The following is a 21,196-nucleotide window of genomic DNA, read 5'->3' as shown; positions in this document are numbered from 1 at the left end:
CTCCGATTATTGGATCGGCTTTGGTTTCGCTTGTTCAAGCAGCAGCTTTAGCTGAGCCCGTTCAAATGTATACGCTTCGTTGCAAAATTGGCAAACGACTTCCGCTTTTCCATCTTCATCAATAATTTGTTGCAGCTCATGCTCACCTAAACTGAGAAGTGTCTGCTCTACACGCTCGGAGGAACAGAAGCATTGAAACTTCAAGTCCATCGTATCGTGAATGTGAAGGTCGCCATCTTCGCCTACAATCCGGCGCAGCAGCCCCTCCGGTGACTCTCCTTGATCAAGCAAAGTCGTTACAGGCGGCATCGATCCAACCGCTTGCTCCAGTTTTGTAATCTCATCGTCCGTCAAACCAGGCATAAGCTGAACGATAAACCCGCCGGCATGCAGCACCGAATTATCTGTACCCACCAAGACGCCAAGACCAACCGCCGAAGGCGTCTGTTCGGACACCGCGAAATAGTATGTGAAATCCTCGCCGAGTTCACCCGATACAATCGGAATACTGCCACGGTATGGTTCCTTCATCCCTAAATCCTTTGTAATATGAAGATAACCAGTGCGTCCAACAGCTCCGGCTACGTCAAGCTTACCCATTGCGTTGCTTGCCAAATGAACTTCAGGATGATCAACGTATCCGCGAACCTCTCCGTCTGCATTGGCATCAACAACGATCTGGCCGATTGGACCGTCGCCCTTTACTTGAATCGTCAGTTTTTCTTGCCCTTTCAGCATAGCGCCCATAATAGCACCTGCTGTTAATGTACGCCCTAACGCTGCTGTAGCCGTTGGATATGTACCATGCCTTTGGCGAAGCTCTTCAACAAGCTGAGTCGTGCGAGCCGCGAACACTCGAATCTTGCCATTCCATGCCGTCCCTCGCACCAGCACGTCCTTCAGCTGATTTTCCATCAAAATCCCTCCTGATTGCGTTCATATATAATTCTCAATCCTTCAAGTGTGAGCAGCGGATCAACCTCTTCTATCGTTTCCGATTCAGCAGCGATTAACTCAGCTAAGCCGCCGGTTGCGATTACACGTGGTGTGACACCAAATTCTGTGCGTATCCGTTTAACAATACCGTCAACCTGTCCTGCGTATCCAAAAATAATGCCAGCCTGCATCGATGTTACAGGATTGCGTCCAATGACACTTTTCGGCTTCACAAGCTCAATACGCGGCAGCTTAGCGGCGCGCTGATAAAGCGCTTCGGTAGAAATGCCGATCCCCGGAACAATGGCACCGCCCAAGTAATTGCCGCCTTCATCAATATAGTCAAAGGTCGTTGCTGTACCGAAATCAACAACAATAAGCGGTGAGCCGTATTTTACGATGCCCGCCACCGAATTGACGATCCGATCAGCCCCAACCTCACGTGGATTCTCATAGCGGATGTTTAATCCGGTTTTGACGCCAGGCCCTACGACTAGGGGAACTTTACGCAAATATTTGAGACAAAGCTGCTCGAGTGTMCGCATCAACGGTGGAACAACCGATGAAATAATGACGCCTTCCATTTGTTCCAGCTTCACGCCCGCATAATGAAACAGATTATGAATGTTAATGCCGTATTCATCTACTGTAGCAGAACGATTGGTGCTCAGCCGCCAATGGTGCAAAAGTTCTTTTCCTTTATAGATACCTAGCACAATATTCGTATTTCCAACATCAATGACGAGGATCAAAGCGACTCCCCACCCTTCTTCTCATTCAAATCCAAGCTAATATCGAGCGCATGGAAGGAATAAGTCAATCCGCCTACCGAAATGACATCAACGCCGCTAGCTGCGATACCTTTAACGGTTTCTAAAGAGACACCGCCAGATGCTTCTACGATAACGTGAGGAGAAGCTGCTTTAATTCGAGCTACACATTCCTTCATCAAATCTGTAGACATATTGTCCAGCATAATAATGTCTGCGCCACAAGCAAGTGCTTCGTCCACTTGCGCTAACGATTCTGTCTCTACTTCAATCTTCATTGTGTGTGGAATTTTACTGCGCGCAGCTTCAACCGCAGCACGAATGCCGCCAGAGCCTTTAATATGGTTATCTTTAATCATAACTGCATCGTATAAACCAAATCGGTGGTTAGCGCCGCCCCCCACACGCACTGCGTACTTCTCCAGCATCCGATGGCCTGGGGTTGTCTTGCGAGTATCGACAAGCCGAACCGGCAATCCTTCAAGCGCATCGATGAAAGAACGTGTCTTAGTCGCAATGCCAGACAGCCGTTGCATTAAGTTAAGCGCAAGTCGCTCTCCGGTTAATAGGCTATGCGTACTGCCCTCTACGGTGGCGATAATCGTACCCTTGTTTACATACTCGCCATCCTGTACTTTGGAATCAAAGACAAGTGACGAATCAACAACCTCAAATACGAGCTTCGCAATCGGAAGCCCTGCAATTATACCGCTTTCCTTCACATGAATAACGGCTTTGGAACGCGAGTCCCTTGGAATCGTCGTTTCGGTCGTAATATCCCCACTGCCTATATCCTCTGCAAGCCATCCGCGAATTTGCTCACGCACTGCCGCATTATAACCGCCTGCCATCCATTCAAACATCCTCTATTCGCTCCTCCGTCAATCCATATAGACGGTGTAACACCGTATGCTTTCTCCACATTGCATCATCGCGTACCGGGAAATCCTCACGGAAATGCGCTCCACGGCTTTCCTCCCGAGAGAGTGCAGCTTCCGTAGTCAGCAGGGCACAGGTGAGCAGATTAGCAAATTCGTATTCCTCACGCCCCGTCAGAACGGATTGATAGATAGGCAACTGCCGTTTCAATTCCTCAAGACCCTTCATAAGACCACTTGCATCGCGGCGCAAGCCAGCGTAACGGACCATAATCTTTTGCAGCTTAAGCCGTCTTTCTACGACAGCTTGGATTGATGTACTGCTCCGTTCTATCTCATTACTAATATTAGGCTGAATCGTAAGACTCGGAAGCTCATCGATTCGTTTTACAATTCTTCTGCCAAATACAATGGCCTCGGATAGCGAATTGCTCGCTAATCGATTAGCGCCGTGTACACCTGTTGAGGATACTTCGCCGCAAGCGAATAAACGCTTTATATTCGTTTCCCCATTTAGGTCGGTTTTCACTCCGCCCATCATATAATGCATAGCTGGCGCAACCGGAATCCAGTCCGACGTCAAATCGAGGCCGTATTTTAAGCAATATTCATATATAGTAGGAAAACGGTGCTTTACCATTTCCGGTGATTCATGTGTAATATCAATATAAACGAAGGTCGATTTCGTCTCTTCCATTTCACTGACGATGGCTCTCGCCACAACATCACGCGGTGCCAGCTCCAGCTGCTCATGGTAGCGTTCCATGAAGCGCTCTCCTTTAATATTACGAAGATACGCCCCTTCGCCGCGCACAGCCTCTGATATCAAAAACCTTGGCGCGCCTGGATAACATAGAGAGGTAGGGTGGAACTGAATAAACTCGACATCCTGTATGTATGCCCCTGCTCGATAAGCCATCGCAATGCCGTCTCCTGTGGCAACCTCAGGATTTGTCGTGTAACGGTACAACTGGCCAGCCCCGCCTGAGCTTAAAATGACGGCTTTGCCTCTTACAAACAACCGCGCACCGCTTGGCTTCTGTACAATGACACCACAGCATTCGCCGTCCTGTGTAACCAAATCAATAACAAAATGGTCGTCCCAAACTTCGATCTTAGGATTGGCAATAGCCGTTTCGGACAATGCTCGTACGATCTCGAAACCAGTAGCATCCCCGTTAGCATGCAAAATACGCCGCTGGCTATGCGCTCCTTCCTTCGTAAGCGCAAACTCGCCATTCTCCAGATCGAATTGCGTCCCCATCTTTATTAAGCTGCGAACACCTTTGGGTCCCTCATGAACGAGTACATCAACCGCTTCATTAGAACATAAGCCTGCACCCGCTACGAGTGTATCTTGTCTATGGTAAGCCGGCGAATCCTCATCCGAAATAACCGCAGCGATACCGCCCTGCGCATAACGCGTATTGCTGTCGAGCAGCGATTTTTTCGTAATCATGAGGACAGAATTGTTTTCACTTGCTCGTATAGCGGTAAAAAGACCGGCAATGCCGGCCCCAATTACAATCACATCTTTTTCTATAACAGGCAGCTCACTTAACTGCACATCGACTAAATATCTAGGAATCATCATTGGCTCCTCCAAGCGTAGAAGCAGCGCATACTACTTCACGAGTAGCATGCGCTCCAAGGATAAACGGGCTTGATCTGCAACATGTGGCGGTACGTAGATTTGAGGCTGCATCGTTTCCAAGCATTTCACTAGTTTCTTCAAATTATTTACTTTCATGTTAGGGCACACCAAATATTTAGATGCAAAATGAAAAGTTTTACCTGGGCTGTCTAAACGAAGCTGATAGCCAGTGCCATCTTCTGTTCCCACGATAAATTCTTGGCAATCTGATTCTTTACAATATTTAATAATAGCGGTTGTACTGCCTACAAAGTCGCCTAGCTCAACGACTTCAGGACGACATTCCGGATGCACAACGAATTGCGCATTAGGATATTTCGCTTTCATTTCTTCTACGTCTTTAACCGTCAGCATATCGTGCGTATTGCAGTAACCTTCCCAGATAATCATTTTCTTATCGGTATTCTGCTGCACATAGTGGCCTAGGTTCTTATCTGGTACCCAGATGATCTCGTCGCCTTCAACCGAATTGACAACTTTAACCGCATTTGCCGATGTGCAGCAAATATCAGTCTCCGCTTTGATCTCAGCAGACGAGTTAATGTAAGTAACGACCTTTGCATTCGGGTGCTGCGCTTTCAGCTTACGCAAGCCATCAACACTTACCATGTCGGCCATCGGACAGCCCGCACGCTCGTCGGGAATGATAACGGTTTTATTAGGAGCCAAAATTTTTGCGCTCTCACCCATAAAGTGAACGCCGCAAAAAACAATAACTTCAGCATCCGTTTGTGCAGCCTTCTGCGCAAGCAGGAAGGAATCTCCACGGAAATCAGCTACCTCTTGAATTTCATCACGTTGATAATAATGAGCTAAAATGATAGCATTCCGTTCTTTCTTCAACTGTAACAACCGTTCACGCAGCTCTCGGTTTTGCTCCGCCTTGCGTTCCAGTGCCAGTGCTTCCACAGTAGATCCTCTCCTCTTATGAGGGATGGGCGATAACCCATTCCGTTATACGGCAAGCTGAACTTTGTGAATTGATGCACAAACTTAGAAAGTCGCTTACCTATAGTTTAAACCAAAAGGGATAAATTCATTTGATTAAGTTTTAATTTACACGCGGTAGATGCTACTGTCAATGCGTTAAAGGCCTTTTTAAGGCAGCAATTTAAAATAAATTATTTTGATCGCTGTATCTCACTCACATTCTTCGTAAATGAACCTTTTTTACTATATAATCGCGACCTCCGTCATCACTTGTATTAGCAACGAAATAAAAAAAGTCTCTCTCCGCGATGGAGAGAGACCATATTGAATTATCTTTTTGCTGGATCGTAAGGTTGACCAAGTGCTGAGGGCGCATTTGAACGACCAACAGCTCCTGCCAAAACGATCAATGTCAAAACGTACGGCAGCATGTAGAAAAATTCAACTGGAATATGCTGCGAGAATTCAAAGCGCTGTGCAAAGCTTCTAAGCGCCTGAGCTAGACCGAAGAACATTGCTGCTCCTACAACGCCAAGCGGATTCCATTTGCCGAAAATCAGTGCTGCGAGCGCAATAAATCCTTGCCCAGAAATCGTATTATGCGCAAAGCTGCTAGTCGTCGTCAACGTAATTGTCGCACCGCCAAGGCCTGCAAGCGCGCCGCTGAGCAATACGCCGATATAACGGTATTTCGTTACGCTAATACCAACGGTATCCGCAGAGCTCGGATGTTCGCCCACCGCACGCAGACGCAAGCCAAATGGCGTATGGAACAAGACGAAATAACTGATTACTGCGATAGCTAGGACAATATACGTCGTCGGATACGCGGTGAAAATAGCTTTCCCGAGCAACGGAATATCAGATAAATAAGGTATTTTCACTTTGTGGAACACATTAGCCAAAAGCGGCGTTTGACCTGATCCATCATAAATGCTTTTGGTTAGGTAAAGCGCTAAGCCAAGCGATAGAATGTTAATAACGACACCGACGACGGTTTGATCCGCACGGAACGTGATCGTTGATATCGCATGCAATAAAGCAAATAACGTACCATAAATAGCTGCAGCTATAAATCCAATCCACGGTGAAGCACTGCCTAACCCAGCTTGTATCGCATACTCCGTTGCAACTGCCGCGGCGAACGCCCCTGAAACCATCAAGCCCTCTAGTCCGATGTTCACAACACCTGAGCGCTCTGAGTACATACCGCCAAGCGCTGTAAAAATGAGTGCGGTGGAGAACACGAGCGTTGTATTAATAAGTTGTCCAATGATGTCTAGCACGTTCATCCTACACCGCCTCCTTCCGCTTGCTTGCACGTTTATTTAGAAAAGGCTTTAAGAACCACTTCACCAATCCATGCGAAGCAACGAAGAAAATAACGGCGCCGATTACGATACGCACGACCTCAGGAGGAACACCCGCACCAAAGCTCATGCCTGCTGAACCGTAGCTGAGTCCACCGAATAAGATTGCACCAAGGAATACACCAATCGGCGTATTGCCGCCAAGGAGCGCTACCGCAATACCATCAAACCCATAGCCCGGAGAAGCGGCCATAACGGTCTGGTTGCCGAACACGCCTAAAATTTCAAACACGCCGCCCAGACCAGCGAATACGCCGCTTATAAACATCGACTTAACCATCGTTACGTTAACGTTCATACCCGCATATAACGCTGCATCCGGATTATGTCCAACAGCGCGAAGCTCGTAGCCTTGTTTCGTACGCCATAACACGAAATAAAACACAACGATACAAATGAGCGCAACAACCGTACCCCAGTGCATACGAGCGTTGTCTGTCAATTTAATAAGCCAATCAATTTTCACCATAGCTGATTCATGAACCGGCATCGACTTCTGCTGGCCTTTCTCAACAAGAAACTTCGCGATGATAAAATTGGAGAGGAACAATGCGATCCAATTCAGCATGATGGATGAAATAACTTCATTTACTCCACGCTTCGCTTTCAAGTAACCAGCAATACCCGCCCATAGACCGCCGAATACAGCACCCGTAATTACAGCTAGAGGCGCATGTATATACCATGGCAGGTCAAGCAGCACGCCAACGATTGTCGCGCCAGTCATGCCCATTACAAATTGTCCCTCAACACCGATATTGAATAGACCTGTACGGAAAGCGAAGGAAACGGCTAAACCTGTAAAGATCAATGGTGTAATTGCTCGAACCGCTTCTCCCATATTGTAAGGAGTGCTAAACAGCTTATTGATTAAAGAAGTGTACGCTAGAATTGGATCGTACCCTCCAGCAAGCATGGCAATGGCGCCAACCACAAATCCAAGAATGATTGACACAATTGGAATAAGGATAGACGATTTATTAAATATTTTTTTCAAGGTTTCCATATACGCTATCCTCTCCCCTCTGATGCAGGTACAGCTATTTTGTTACCAGCCATCATAAGTCCAAGCTGCTGATCATCTCTTTGCTCAGCATCAACCTCACCCATTAGCTTGCCTTCATACATGACCGCAATTCGATCGGACAGTGCATACAGCTCATCAAGCTCAAATGATACGAGTAAAATCGCTTTTCCTTCGTTACGAGCTTGTACCAACCGCTTGTGCACAAATTCAATCGCACCGATGTCGAGACCGCGTGTAGGCTGAACCGCAATTAACAAATCAGGATCTTTATGAAGCTCCCGTGCGATAATAGCCTTCTGCTGGTTTCCTCCAGACAACTGACGAGCATGCGTATGAATACCTGATGAGCGAACATCAAATTCGTTAACAAGCTTTTCAGACAGCTTGTCCATGCTGTTGTAATCAATAAACATGGAACGGCCGAATTCCGGCTCAAAATACGTATTCAAAATCATATTTTCACTAACTGAGAAATCTAGCACCAGCCCATGCTTATGCCGATCCTCTGGTATATGCCCTACTCCCGCAACCGATATTTGGCGCGGAGAATGATTCGTCATATCCTTGCCATTCAGCTTAACGCTGCCGCCGTCCAGCTTGCGCATACCAGTTATAGCGTAAATGAGCTCGCTTTGCCCATTGCCATCAACACCGGCTATGCCAAAAATCTCTCCTGCACGAATGTTGAAGCTCGTACCATCCAGTACATTTTTGCCTTGATCACCTTTCATCTGCAATCCATCCACAGATAAAATAACTTCGCCAGGCTCGTTCTTCGTCTTCTTCACCTCGAAGGATACGTCCCTGCCGACCATTAATTCCGCAAGCTGCTGCTCATTCGTCTCATCTGTAGTTACTGTCTTGATAACCTTGCCGCGTCGAATAACGGTTACAGCATCTGCAAGAGCCATTACTTCTTTCAATTTATGCGTAATGATAATAATCGACTTTCCTTCAGCAGCCAGGTTGCGAATGATTTCGATTAGCTCCTCAATTTCCTGCACCGTCAAAACAGCTGTCGGCTCATCAAAAATAACGATTTCGGCGCCGCGATACAACGTTTTCAGAATTTCAACACGCTGCTGCATGCCTACTGTAATATCTTTAATTCGCGCCTGAGGGTCTACATTCAGACCATAACGTTCGGATATCGCCCGAACCTTCTCATTAGCGAGCTTGTAGTCGATTTTCATACCTTTGACAGGCTCATTGCCAAGCACAATATTTTCTGCAACGGTAAAAGGCTGTACGAGTTTGAAATGTTGATGAACCATTCCGATGCCAAGGTCAATTGCTTTAGAGGCACCCTCAATGACTGTTTTCTCACCATTAACCCAAATCTCGCCCTCGTCCGGTTGATATAGTCCGAACACAATGTTCATTAGGGTCGATTTTCCTGCGCCATTCTCGCCAAGCAGCGCATGAATCTGACCTTTCTTCAATTCAAAATTTATGGAATCGTTAGCTACCAATCCGGGAAACCGCTTTGTAATTCCCTTTAACTGTACAGCCGCCTTGCTCCGGTCCATTCCTCATCATCTCCCCGGTTTTTACTGCTTCAATATGCATAAAAAATTTGACATTAAAAGCACTTACTTATCCCAACAAAGAACAAAGACCGGCCGAAGCCGGTCTTGTCTGATTCATCAACAAACGATCCTCAATCAAAGGATACCATTGAATGGAGAAAACTATTCAGTAGGTACTTTAATATCGCCGCTAACGATTTTTGCTTTGTATTTCTCTACTTCAGCAAGAACATCAGCTGGAACGTTTTTCTTAGATGTTTCTGGCAAGCCTACTGCATCGTCTTTCAAACCTAACTCTTGTACAGTTCCGCCAGCCCATGTTCCAGCGAGTAGATCTGTGGATACTTTATGAACAGCAGTTTCAACGCCCTTCATCATGGACGTTAGTGTAATTTCATCACCGAACTCAAGTGATTGGTCTTTATCTACACCAATAACCCAAACGTTTTCACCATTGTCTTTACGCGCTTTACCTTCATTGAACACACCATTGCCTGTAGCACCAGCAGCGTGGAAAATAATATCAGCACCGCCATCGTACATTGTTGATGCAGCCAATTTACCAAGGTCAGGTTTACCAAAGTCACCTGCATAGTTAACTTCAACTTTAACATCCGGTTTAACCGCAGCAACACCAGCTTTGAAGCCTGCTTCGAATTTCTTGATAACCGGAATCTCCATACCGCCAACGAATCCAACTTTATTTGTTTTTGTCATCAAACCTGCAACGACACCAACAAGGAAAGATCCTTCGTTTTCAGCGAAAGTAATAGAAGCAACGTTTGGCGCTTCAACTACGCTGTCAATTACTGCTAGCTTAGCATCTGGATTTTCTTTAGCCACTTTGCTTAGTGCATCATTAAACAAGAAACCGATACCCCAAGTAAGGTCATATCCTTCTTTAACGAAGCTGTTTAGGTTCGGCTCCATGTCTGCTTCGCCTTTACTTTCCAAGAACTTCGTTTCCGCACCAGTCTCAGCAGTTACTTTCTGAAGAGCTTCCCATGCGCTTTGGTTAAAGGATTTATCGTGTACGCCGCCAACATCAGTAACCATACCAATTTTTTTGCCTTTTCCAGTACCATCGTTTTCAACAGCAGGCGTAGTGCCTTTATCTCCGTTCGTGCCACCCTCGTTGTTTTTCTTTCCTCCGCAAGCTGACAACACTAGTGTCAACGCGATCATCATTACAAGCATAAAGCTAAATGTCTTTTTCATGCGTGTTTTCTCCCCTGCTCTAATTTTTGTGTAGCTTGGCAACCCCTGTTACATTCTTATTCTTGCTGATACTGGCCGCTATTATTTCATTATAGTTACAAAAAAATAAACGTCAATAACTTATGTCAGTTAAAATGACATAAAAACGTTATGACCGTTGTCATGTAACATCTATGTAACATTTGACCAATATGTGCAAAACCCCCATGTGAGCATTTCTGTTTTTCATCTGAGGTTTATACACGTATTATAGGCTAAATCCGAACATTAATAAAGAAAAAAATAGTCGCCCGCTACTCTTTACAAGTAGCAAAGCGACTATCGTTAACAATTATCCATAAAATACTATTCGTTCTTATCTGGATCTTCTGTTGCATCACGTTTCTCAAGGTTCGGAGCTTTCGCTTCGTCCTGATCACGAGTTTGGATGCGCACCTTTACGTCTCCAACCGTCTCAATAATAGGCTCGGTTGTCGGCTCATTTGTTTCAACTGCATCAGTAGAAGGACCGCCTTCCAAAGTACCAGTCTCAACCAAACGTTTGATTTGATCCATTTCGAGCGTTTCTTCATTAAGCAGTGTTTGAGCAATCAAATGCATTTCTTTGCTCTTCTCTGTTAATAGCTTCTTCGCACGATCATAACAGCCTGTAATAATGGATTGCATTTCTTGATCTATCTCGTATGCAATGGCATCAGAGTAGTTCTGCTCATGTCCAATATCACGTCCAAGGAATACTTGGCCTTGTGAACTGCCGAATTGCATCGGTCCAAGCTTGTCGCTCATACCGTATTCCATAATCATACTGCGTACGATGCCTGTCGCTTGTTTAAAGTCGCTATATGCACCTGTACCAATTTCACCAATAAACAGTTCCTCTGCTACACGGCCTGCAAGCAAACCAGTGATTTTGTCCAGAAGCTCCTGTTTCGTTACAAGCATACGATCTTCTTTTGGAAGCATGATGACATATCCGCCAGCACGTCCGCGAGGAATAATCGTAACCTTATGCACCATATCCGCATGCTCCAAGAAGAAGCCTGCAATCGTATGGCCTGCTTCATGGTAAGCGACAATACGTTTCTCACGATCACTGACAACACGGCTTTTCTTCTCCGTACCAACAATGATTCGGTCAATCGCATCATCAACTTCAACCATTGCGATATCTTTCTTATTACGACGGGCAGCTAGGAGAGCTGCTTCATTAAGTAAGTTTTCTAAATCAGCGCCACTAAAGCCTGTTGTACGTCTTGCGATAACTTCAAGCTTAACATCCTTGGATAGCGGCTTATTGCGCGCATGTACTTTAAGCACCGCTTCACGGCCCTTAAGGTCTGGACGGTCAACCGTAATTTGACGGTCAAAACGGCCTGGACGCAGAAGCGCTGGATCAAGGATATCCGGACGGTTTGTTGCTGCAATAATAATAATACCTTCGTTGGCACCAAAGCCATCCATTTCAACGAGCAATTGGTTGAGCGTTTGCTCACGTTCATCATGTCCGCCGCCTAGACCAGCGCCACGTTGACGACCTACCGCATCAATCTCATCGATAAAGATGATACAAGGAGCATTTTTCTTCGCGTTCTCAAACAAGTCGCGTACACGGGATGCACCGACACCGACGAACATCTCTACAAAATCAGAACCGGAAATGCTGAAGAACGGCACGCCCGCTTCGCCTGCTACTGCACGAGCAAGCAATGTTTTACCTGTACCCGGAGGACCAACAAGCAATACGCCCTTCGGTATACGAGCGCCTACTAAATTGAATTTCCGCGGGTCCTTCAAGAAGTCTACGACCTCAACGAGCTCTTGCTTCTCCTCGTCTGCGCCAGCGACATCTTCGAATGTAATCCGCTTCTTCTCATTATCGTAAAGCCGCGCTTTGCTCTTGCCAAAGTTCATAACTTTGCCGCCGCCGCCCTGAGCTTGATTCATCAAGAAGAAGAACAGGACAAAGATGATGACAAACGGAATAATGGAGGTAAGGAATGTAAGCCAAATGCTTGGCTGATCCATTTCCTTCGTCTCATAAGCGAATCCATACTGCTTCGACCATTCAGCGATCTTAGGCTCAGCGCTAACGCCGGTCCTTGATACGAATTGATCGTTTTCTGCATCCGCAGGTTTCACTTTATATTTTCCGGAAACAAAATAAGATTGGTTCTCGTACTTAACACTTAACTCTTTAACATTCCCTGACTCAATTGCTGCAACGAGTTCATCGTAACGCAATCCAACGGTCGTGTTATTTTGGCTGCTGATAAATTGAAAAATCCCAACGGTCACCAAAAAGATAATTAAATAAAAACCAGTATTACGGATGATCCGATTCATCCCCAACCTCCTCTCAGACGCTTAAAATATTTTACCATATCATGACTTTCCATAACAATAGAGGTGTACGGAGAAGGGCATGTACGGGTGAATCGCAATTATTTTTGATAAACTTGCGGCTTCAAAATACCAATATAAGGGAGATTACGATATTTCTCTGCATAATCCAGTCCATAACCGACAACAAACTCATCAGGCAGTGAAAAGCCTTTATAGTCTGCTTCCAATTCAACTGTACGGCGAGCAGGCTTATCGAACAAAGTTACAACTGTAACAGACTTCGCATTGCGACGCTCTAGCACGTCAATTAGGTAACTAAGCGTCAATCCGCTGTCGATAATATCTTCAACGATTAGAACATCTCGGCCTTCGACAGATACATCGAGGTCTTTAATAATTTTGACAACGCCAGATGATTTCGTGGATTGTCCGTAGCTAGATACAGCCATAAAATCAATTTCAAGCGGCACTGTAATTTCCTTAACCAAATCAGCCATGAAAATAAACGCGCCTTTCAAAACACAAATAACGAGCGGATTACGCCCATTAAAATCTTTACTCAGTGTTGCACCAAGTTCCTTAACCTTCTCACCAATTTGCTGCGCGTCGTACAATACTTCTTGAATATCGTTCTGCAAGTGTAAATCCCCCTACGCTTAACTATGTTTATGAGTGTACCAGTGCTTCTTATTCGTTGCCTGCCCTTATGAATAACACGTCTTTTGTGTGTACATCCGTAAGCGCATGGCTTGATCTGCGAATGCCCGGAATCCAGAGTAATTTGCCTGATCCATCAAACAGCAATGGATACAGCTCTCTCTTCAGCGGAGCAACTTTCTCGTCAACGAACATATCTTGCACTTTTTTCGAACCATTTAATCCTAAAACCTGAATTCTGTCTCCCGGCTGCCGATTTCGAACAACGAGCGGATACGTTAGTTCCGACGCATCAAAGCAGGCTTCATAACGCGATGCAGGCTTACAACTTTCTAACGCTGATGTATAAGCAAACTCAAATGTCCACCCGCATTGCTCGATCGCCAGGCTAGCTTTATCCCTTCCCACCTCGCACAAATAGACACTCGCTTCTTTGGATACATGCTGTGGCACTTGAATCCACCGCATTCTATCATATTCACGAGCGCAGCAAATGCCGGCACCAGCATCGATTCGCCAAGTTGCAGGCGCATGAGTGGAAGCAGCAAGCCTCATCGTCTCAATCTGCTCGAAAGATATCTTTTCCGTTTCCTTAGAAAGATAACTTAATATTAGTTTAATCAATCTCCTTTGTAAAGCGACGTGGAGACCATGCAAATCGTCGCAGCTTATCGCGCATTCATTGGGGGATAACGTAACGAGCTGCGCTAATAACGCTTCGGTTTGTTTCTCCATCCATTCGTCTTCCGCTCCCGCTACTTCAGCAAGTCGTTGAAGGGATTGGGATATGTGCGGATTATGCTTTGATAAATACGGTAAAATATCTAACCGAATGATGTTTCGGAAATAATGGCGTTCCTTGTTACTGCTGTCCGTGCAGTAAGGAATTTGGTGTTCTTCGCAGTAACGCAGAAGGTCTGACTTGTTCATACGAAGCAGCGGCCTGATAAGTTCCACGTTTTTTTCTCTTCTTTTACTGAGAATTCCCGCCAAACCAGTTAAGCCTGTCCCACGAATGACGCGCATAAGGACGGTTTCCGCCTGATCATCTGCATGATGGGCGAGCGCGATACGCGAAGCTCCATATCGGGTCGCGATTTCATGCAAAAAGCCGTACCGCCTCTCGCGTGAGGCAGCTTGTCCATTCATTCGGGTTTCTTCTATATAAGACGGCATGTCGAACGTTACCGTCTCACAAATGACCCCTAGCTGCTCCGCAAATTGCTTAACGACAATCAGCTCATGCGCCGACTCCTCTACTCGAAAGCCGTGATTCACATGAGCTGCAATAATGGAGATTTCATTGCTCTTCGCTACAGCAGACAGCATATGCAGCAGCGCCATTGAATCCGGACCTCCGGACACTGCTACAACAATACAATCCCCTCTCGACCAAAGCCTGCGGTCTGCAGCTGTTTTCTCAAGCTCGTTTCGCAGATTCATAGGTTGTACCTCACCTTCATTTCCCGTTGCGTGCTGCCGCTACAGCACATTGCGTATGAGCCAGTAAACCGACGTTCCAAGCAAGACCGCTGAAAGGGCAGCAAGCCCCTTTAACCACCCTGGTGTAGCAGAGGGTCTATGCGTGTCTCGTCTATGCATCAGTAAACGCCAAGCCGCTGAAGCCTCACCCGCATCCGAATACTGTCCTGCAAAAGCTTTACGCAGCCATCCGGCAACTGGCTTTAATACCGAACTGGATTCAGCGATCTGGATGAGCTCCACAGCTGAGCGATTTTGCGGCAATAGCTCCACCGTCAACTGATGAAGCCGTTTTGGTTCATGCAGCTGTATGCAAAGCACACCAAACGAGAACAAATCGTAACTCGGATCAGCAGATCGCGAGCCTTCATTCCAGTAGCCCCGATCATAAATTTCAGTAAATTGGCGAACGGCTTTGCCTGCTGCAGTCACCCCGCCGAAATCAACCAGCTCAACATGACCATAATCGGCAACGAGCACATTTTCCACCTTTAAGTCGCCGAACACCCATCCTGCTTGGTGCAGCTTCGTCAGCTTGCCCAGCAGATTCAAGCCAACTAACGGAAACCACTCCGAGCCGTGCTGCTTTAGGTAATCGTCCAGCTTAGATCCCAGTACATAGCGCATAATATAAAAAGGATATTCCTTTCCATCCGGACCGTACAAATCATCTACGTCGAACAAAAAGGATTCCTGCCCGTATTGCTTCTGCTTGGCGATCGACTGCAGCACATTGATCTCCGATTGCAGATCGAGTGCATCTAAACCGAGCTTCATCGCATACCAGCTGCGATCACGCTGTACGAGATATACTTTACCGTTTGCGCCCTCTCCAAGCAACCTCTCTATCCGGTAACGCCCTTGTTTCCACTTGCCAACCACCACCATGCCACGGCGAAGATCAACTTTAAACGACGTAGTCACTCATCATCCCATCCGTTTCGTCTCTGCTCTGTCTACCATAATCGCCCTGGCGATAAAAATCAATGACATGCATAATCGCAGGGCCCGTCGGCGTGGTTCCGCCCATTTGCAGTTTCGGAAAGATGGCGTGAACACCATTCAAGTGACTCGTCCAGCTCAAATCCATCAAACAGTCATCCCCATGTCTTGAGCCTGGGAAATGAAATACCGAGATTTCACTTTTTCCTTGTCTCGCTTGCAGGCTGAGCATTAAATCGCGTATAGCCTCCTCCACAGCCGCCAGCTTTGGCTTCATGCTGGCGCTGGCATCAATAAGAAGCGCCACTTGCAAATTTGATGTCTCCCCCAGCTCGTCGATAACACGTACAACATCGCCACGCTTCTCCGGCGACAATGCTTCGATTGAGCCGTTGCCAAGCACCTGCTTCAATTCCTTCTGAACTGCTAATTGAATCGTCTGCACTACGGTCTTGCGAGTCATCATCTGTACCGTCTGCGACAGCTGACGCATATTTACCATCCTGCTTAGACCGCCGCCCGCACGCGCAATCTCATCAATCTCAGCCGCGCCAAGCTCACCTACATCGCCATGATCGAGTACGCCTACTACATTTACTGAAATTCCTTCCGATTGTGCATGTGCCGCCGCTATGACTGGACTTAGACCCACATTAGAGCATCCATCTGTAATCAACAATATTTGCTTCATAATGATTTACCCTCCTCAAGCGTTTGAGAATCAAACGCAGCATCGTAAGCATAGGCTTAGTGTTTGAGAATCAAACACAGCATCGTAAGCATGAGCCAAGTGTTTGAGAAACAAACACGGCATCGTAAGCATGAGCCAAGTGTTTGAGAAACAAACACGGCATCGTATGCATAGGCTTAGCGTTTGAGAATCAAACGCAGCTTCGTAAGCATAGGCTTAGCCCTTTGCCTTTCTATTAGCTTTGCCTTTTTTGAGAGGGATAAACAACTAGACTAGTTAAAAATTGATATTTACACATATAACAAACCAATATTACTTGTATTAATAAGGCACATCTGTCCACTCATTGAAAATAGGTTTGATATTCATAGCAATATGTATAACTATTTTATTTGAGCATTTACTATGTACCACAGTTGAAAATTACTAAACTTCATATGCCCCTTTATCTTTCATCGGTCATAATTGAGTGTTGAATGAATGCAGCAACAAATTGATGTTTCAAAAATAAAATCTACGTGTATGTATTAATATTAGTGTGAATTCCGTTTCGCGGGTTAATTCAACAAAGCATGTCATGTCTTTGTTACTTTAAAGCTTTTATGTACTATACGCTCGCTATTATGTAACAAACAATAACAATAGCCCATTTCCTGTCAGCGTGAGTCAGCCGACAACAAAATAGGCTACTGCTTGCTCAATGAATATCATAGATACAAGCTCACCGTTCAAGTATCCATTCATCATTGTTTTAATTTTATAAATGATTTCACAATCCATATTTTATTTCTATACTCAGCTCACCGTCCTTGGACGCTCCATGCGCGTCACACCCGGAAAACGGAAGGATGCCCATTCTGGCAAATGCTTATCGATACGCGCTACAAGCACGGTCATATCATCAATAATCTCTCCATTATGATGACGAACCACCTTCTCAAGCAGCGCATCCGCCATTTCCTGCGGATCATCTGTCGCCAGCTCGCTAATAATTCGCTTCATCCAGAGCTCTTTATTAACCGCAAGGCCCGGCGCATCATAAATGCCGTCACTCATCATGACTAGCGTGTCGCCCGATTGCATTTGCATCGACACGAAGTCGACGTCAATATCTTGAAGAATGCCAATCGGCAAATTGTTCGCTGTTATCGGAATAACCTCATTTCCTCGTTTAATAAAGCTTGGCGTTGATCCTATTTTCATAAACGTCGTTTGCGCCGTATACAAATCAACGATCGCTAAATCGACGGTAGCAAATACTTCATCAGATGAGCGCAATAAGAGCACCGAGTTAACTGACTTCACGGCCAGCTTCTCATCCATGCCTGACTGCAGCAGCTGCTGCAGAATCGACAATGCCGCGCTGCTTTCCTGACGCGCACGCTCACCATTGCCCATACCATCGCTGATCGCAACTGCAAACTTGCCATTTCCAAGCTCCACCATACTAAAGCTGTCGCCAGACAGCAGATCTCCTCCTTTAGCTGCACCAGCTATGCCCGTCTCCACCTCGTACTGCTTGGCTGAACCAAACGCGACCAGGGACGGCTCACCGCTTCTCGTTGGGGAGTGCTCCGACTTCACTGCAATATGCTCTCCCAAAATATCACTAAGCAGCGGTGCGATTATTTTTCGGCACTCATCATAGCCTTGTCCAAACGTATGATACACCTCTATATCCACATTCCCCTCCTCTAAGCTCACAATATCAATCCCCTGTACGGATAAACCGAGTCCTTCCACCGCCTCTCGAATTTGCTCCTCCTGCAGATGAAGCGTTTGTCCCTCCCTTTTAATTTCTTTCGCCAAATCCTCCATTACCTGCGATACACCCTGCAATTGATCCGCTACAAGCTGACGGGAGTCGCATATTTGCTTCTTCCAGTGCATATTATTTTGATATAGCTCGTACTGCTGGCTCATATCCACAAGAACCTGTGACGATTTCACGCAATGCGCCGACCAAGCCCGCGGTATTTCCTTAGGGGACGGAATCCGTTTCTCCTCTACAACCGTCATCATATCGGTCATCATTTTGTACGTATGAAAGAACTTGTCCTCCCAACAAGCATTTTGCCGATGGCAGCTGGCACAGCTGCGCTCAGCAACCGCATTCATAAAATGGCTGATCTCATCCTCCCTTTTAACCGTCGTAACGCTGCTATTGAGCTGGCCAAAGCTCTTTGACAGCTGACGGAACACTTCTGAGTACTGTGATACGCGGTCCGCAGTCACCTCACGTACCCGCTTGGCATAATCATGCTGAGATTTGGCATGCTCATTCGTACCCGGCACATAACGTGATATCGTGCGGATCATAATACGCGGCGTCAGCATAAGCAGCGTTGCGGCTGCTACCGACTCCCAGGTTGAGCTCATAACATCAGCCTGACTTCCTACATATATGGATAAAATCGATGTTCCAAGCAACATTCCGAATGCCGCTGCCATTTTGCCGCCATCACGCAGCAGACCAGCCAGCAAGCCCGCAAAAGCGAGTAAGCTCATTTGAACGACTGCACCAAAATCAGCCAAGCTTAGAATGAGTCCTGCAACCACACCGACCGAAGCGCCAAGCGGCGCACCCCCTGCTAAAGCAAAGAGGAGCAGCATATAACGTGACATCACATGCTCTACCGACATTCCGTAAAACACCCATCCAACCGCCCCCGTCATAACCGACGCGAGTAAAATCATTAAACAAATGATTTCCTCGTTTTTGAGAGAAGCTGATTTTTTGGTCATCGTAAGCACCGGTATCGCTTGTATGAACACCAATGTGAGCACGAAACCAAGCGCGGCCTCCACCACAACGAGCATGAAATTGTACCAGCTCAGCTCGTCCCCTATAAACACGCTGAACATTTGCACCATTAACGTTGATGCGAACACTAGAATGGGCGCCGACGACAGTTCTGCCCTCTCGTAGGTTTCTAATCCCTTTAGAAAAAGAAAGAGTACAGCAATCTCCATCGCAATCCACATCGGGGCAGGATCAGCTGCAAACCAGCTCCCGGCTACTAAGGATATCGCTACCCACGGGTAAATATCCCTTCTCATAAAGTAAATAACGGCGAAATAAGCAATGGCAAACGGCATCAGCGATTCGAGTATAACCGCTCTTCCGAGCAAGAAAGCTACACCTACGAGTAGAAACGTCCACTTTTTTGCTAAAATGACTTGAATGAACCGCCTTGCAGCCGCCCATTCCCGACCTTTCTGCAACATCGTCTGAGCTAGTCCTAACCGTTTCACACCTGGAAGCACAACCGCGTTTTCCTTTTCCATGAGCAGACACCACCATTCCGAATGTAATGTGTTTTTCATTATAGGAGGTTGTCCGCATAAAGTATGTCAGTTAAAGCAACTGAATTGTAAATTTTTTCCGACAAAAATAAATGGCATTGCGGTCATTGTCATTTCACTGTCAAACATATATCCCATATGGGATTTCAATACCTCCTGCACAACCAAATCACACAGGTCCGACAACAAAATATGTGTTGTGTCCTTTTGAAATGATGGCGAATCGGGGTTATAATGTGTCGGGAATGATGGAGGATGAGAGAAAAGTATTTTTTTTACGATTCTGCGCGCTTTACAAACGACATTGACCGTGACAATTAGAGGCTCGTCCAAACATTCACCAGCATATACGCAGTCTTATTGTCCTGCTTCGACAGCAACCTGTATACGCTTACTCATTATCGCGGGGAAACTTGTGCAGCTGGACGCAAAAAAAGCAGAACCGGTTAGGTTCTGCTTCATGTATAATGTTATGACGATTCAGCTTATACTCGCTTGGCACCGCGTCCGCCGCGTTTGCCCTCCGTATTCTTCTTCAAAGAGGAGATGCGCTCTTCGCTGTCTTTCAGGAACCGTGACACTTTATCCTCGAATGACGGTTTACCGTATGCCGGTCTGCCAGCCGATTGCTTGTTGAAGGGACGTCCGCCGCCACCACCACCGCCACCGCGGTTGAAACGTTCGCCACCACCACCACTACCGCCAGTGCTTCCACCGCCGCCTCCGCTGTGACGCTCGCGTTGTTGTGGCGCTGGTTGGCCTTCTGGCCGGTCAATGGCTTGCTTAATGGAAAGCCCGATCTTTCCGTCTTTGTCCACGTTGATCACTTTGACTTTCACGACATCGTCGATCTTCAGGTGATCCTTCACGTCTTTGACGTAATTATCAGCAATTTCCGAAATGTGAACAAGACCCGTGACACCTCCCGACAAGTCGACAAATGCCCCAAAATGCGTAATGCCTGTCACTTTTCCTTCTAACTTAGCGCCCACTTCAATTGCCATAAAATAAAATGTTCCTCCCTAAAAGTTATGCGAAGCAAAACTGAATTCATAAGCATATGCTAAAAGTTTTGCGAAAACGCTATTAACGTGATTATAACCGAACCGTTCAAGTAAGGTCAACAGACGTTCACCCGAATTGACGCCCTAATTAGTCACTGAAAATTTGCTGCTCGCCCTTCTTTACCATGCCCTGCTCTTTTGTTGCTAGCTGTTCGATATATTCTGGGTCGTTTAATCGTTCAATTTGACGTTTAAGCTCCTCGGTTTCTTTGGTGGTAACATCAAGCTTATCTTGAATTGTAGTCAGCTTCAAACCTGTTGCGTTCTTCTGCTGCATTTGGCCAAAAATTGTATACCCCGCCCAGCCCATAAATAGCACGATGAACATCATCCATAGTTTGAACCGGCGTTTTGTGCCAGCATTCCCTGGCGTTTTATTCTCAGCTGCTTTTGCCATGA

General features: G+C 46.3%; 17 protein-coding genes. All 17 read right to left on the bottom strand.

The window, feature by feature from the left end:
- Positions 1–6: 6 nt before the first annotated feature.
- A complete protein-coding gene (hslO, locus tag AC1DPK_RS23210) occupies positions 7–915 on the bottom strand; it encodes an Hsp33 family molecular chaperone HslO (protein ID WP_477511771.1) in 909 nt (302 codons plus the stop codon).
- The gene (locus AC1DPK_RS23205; RefSeq protein WP_076271311.1) at positions 915–1,688 is read right to left on the bottom strand and encodes a type III pantothenate kinase; all 774 of its coding nucleotides are present in this window, start codon (positions 1,686–1,688) and stop codon (positions 915–917) included. The genes hslO and AC1DPK_RS23205 overlap by 1 nt, the downstream gene beginning before the upstream one ends.
- Complete coding sequence (gene nadC, locus AC1DPK_RS23200) at positions 1,685–2,569, bottom strand: carboxylating nicotinate-nucleotide diphosphorylase (protein ID WP_477511770.1); 885 nt, start codon at positions 2,567–2,569, stop codon at positions 1,685–1,687. Before nadC ends, AC1DPK_RS23205 begins: the two co-directional genes overlap by 4 nt.
- Positions 2,562–4,175, bottom strand: a complete 1,614-nt coding sequence (nadB, locus tag AC1DPK_RS23195) for an L-aspartate oxidase (RefSeq protein ID WP_477511780.1) — start codon at positions 4,173–4,175, stop codon at positions 2,562–2,564. Before nadB ends, nadC begins: the two co-directional genes overlap by 8 nt.
- Before the next feature lie 33 nt (positions 4,176–4,208).
- Positions 4,209–5,147 (bottom strand): quinolinate synthase NadA, encoded by a 939-nt coding sequence (nadA, locus tag AC1DPK_RS23190; RefSeq protein WP_054025832.1) that lies wholly within the window; start codon positions 5,145–5,147, stop codon positions 4,209–4,211.
- 350 nt (positions 5,148–5,497) lie between these two features.
- Positions 5,498–6,460 (bottom strand): ABC transporter permease, encoded by a 963-nt coding sequence (locus AC1DPK_RS23185; RefSeq protein WP_076271308.1) that lies wholly within the window; start codon positions 6,458–6,460, stop codon positions 5,498–5,500.
- Position 6,461: 1 nt separating this feature from the next.
- Positions 6,462–7,544 carry an ABC transporter permease gene (locus AC1DPK_RS23180; RefSeq protein ID WP_076271307.1) on the bottom strand — a complete coding sequence of 361 codons (1,083 nt, stop codon included), beginning with the start codon at positions 7,542–7,544 and terminating at the stop codon, positions 6,462–6,464.
- Between the two features lie 5 nt (positions 7,545–7,549).
- The gene (locus AC1DPK_RS23175; RefSeq protein ID WP_076271306.1) at positions 7,550–9,094 is read right to left on the bottom strand and encodes an ABC transporter ATP-binding protein; all 1,545 of its coding nucleotides are present in this window, start codon (positions 9,092–9,094) and stop codon (positions 7,550–7,552) included.
- Positions 9,095–9,256: 162 nt separating this feature from the next.
- A complete protein-coding gene (locus tag AC1DPK_RS23170; RefSeq protein WP_477511769.1) occupies positions 9,257–10,312 on the bottom strand; it encodes a BMP family lipoprotein in 1,056 nt (351 codons plus the stop codon).
- Positions 10,313–10,657: 345 nt separating this feature from the next.
- A complete protein-coding gene (gene ftsH / locus AC1DPK_RS23165) occupies positions 10,658–12,655 on the bottom strand; it encodes an ATP-dependent zinc metalloprotease FtsH (protein WP_477511768.1) in 1,998 nt (665 codons plus the stop codon).
- Between the two features lie 98 nt (positions 12,656–12,753).
- Positions 12,754–13,293, bottom strand: coding sequence for a hypoxanthine phosphoribosyltransferase (gene hpt, locus AC1DPK_RS23160; protein WP_477511767.1), 540 nt, complete (start codon positions 13,291–13,293; stop codon positions 12,754–12,756).
- A 49-nt stretch (positions 13,294–13,342) separates the two neighbouring features.
- Positions 13,343–14,755: a tRNA lysidine(34) synthetase TilS gene (gene tilS / locus AC1DPK_RS23155; RefSeq protein ID WP_477511766.1), complete on the bottom strand. Its 1,413-nt coding sequence runs from the start codon at positions 14,753–14,755 to the stop codon at positions 13,343–13,345.
- Between the two features lie 39 nt (positions 14,756–14,794).
- Positions 14,795–15,718, bottom strand: a complete 924-nt coding sequence (locus AC1DPK_RS23150) for a protein kinase domain-containing protein (protein ID WP_477511765.1) — start codon at positions 15,716–15,718, stop codon at positions 14,795–14,797.
- On the bottom strand, positions 15,702–16,427 hold the full coding sequence (locus AC1DPK_RS23145) for a vWA domain-containing protein (protein WP_441885240.1): 726 nt from the start codon (positions 16,425–16,427) through the stop codon (positions 15,702–15,704). Before AC1DPK_RS23145 ends, AC1DPK_RS23150 begins: the two co-directional genes overlap by 17 nt.
- Before the next feature lie 795 nt (positions 16,428–17,222).
- Positions 17,223–19,715 (bottom strand): stage II sporulation protein E, encoded by a 2,493-nt coding sequence (gene spoIIE / locus AC1DPK_RS23140; RefSeq protein WP_477511764.1) that lies wholly within the window; start codon positions 19,713–19,715, stop codon positions 17,223–17,225.
- A gap of 503 nt (positions 19,716–20,218) precedes the next feature.
- A complete protein-coding gene (locus AC1DPK_RS23135; RefSeq protein WP_076271298.1) occupies positions 20,219–20,737 on the bottom strand; it encodes a S1 domain-containing RNA-binding protein in 519 nt (172 codons plus the stop codon).
- Between the two features lie 148 nt (positions 20,738–20,885).
- Complete coding sequence (locus AC1DPK_RS23130) at positions 20,886–21,194, bottom strand: FtsB family cell division protein (protein ID WP_076271297.1); 309 nt, start codon at positions 21,192–21,194, stop codon at positions 20,886–20,888.
- Positions 21,195–21,196 lie beyond the last annotated feature (2 nt).

The sequence above is a fragment of the Paenibacillus sp. 01T424 genome (assembly GCF_056398745.1).
Note: the sequence above shows the minus strand (reverse complement) of the source record. Positions and strands in the feature narration are given on the sequence as shown.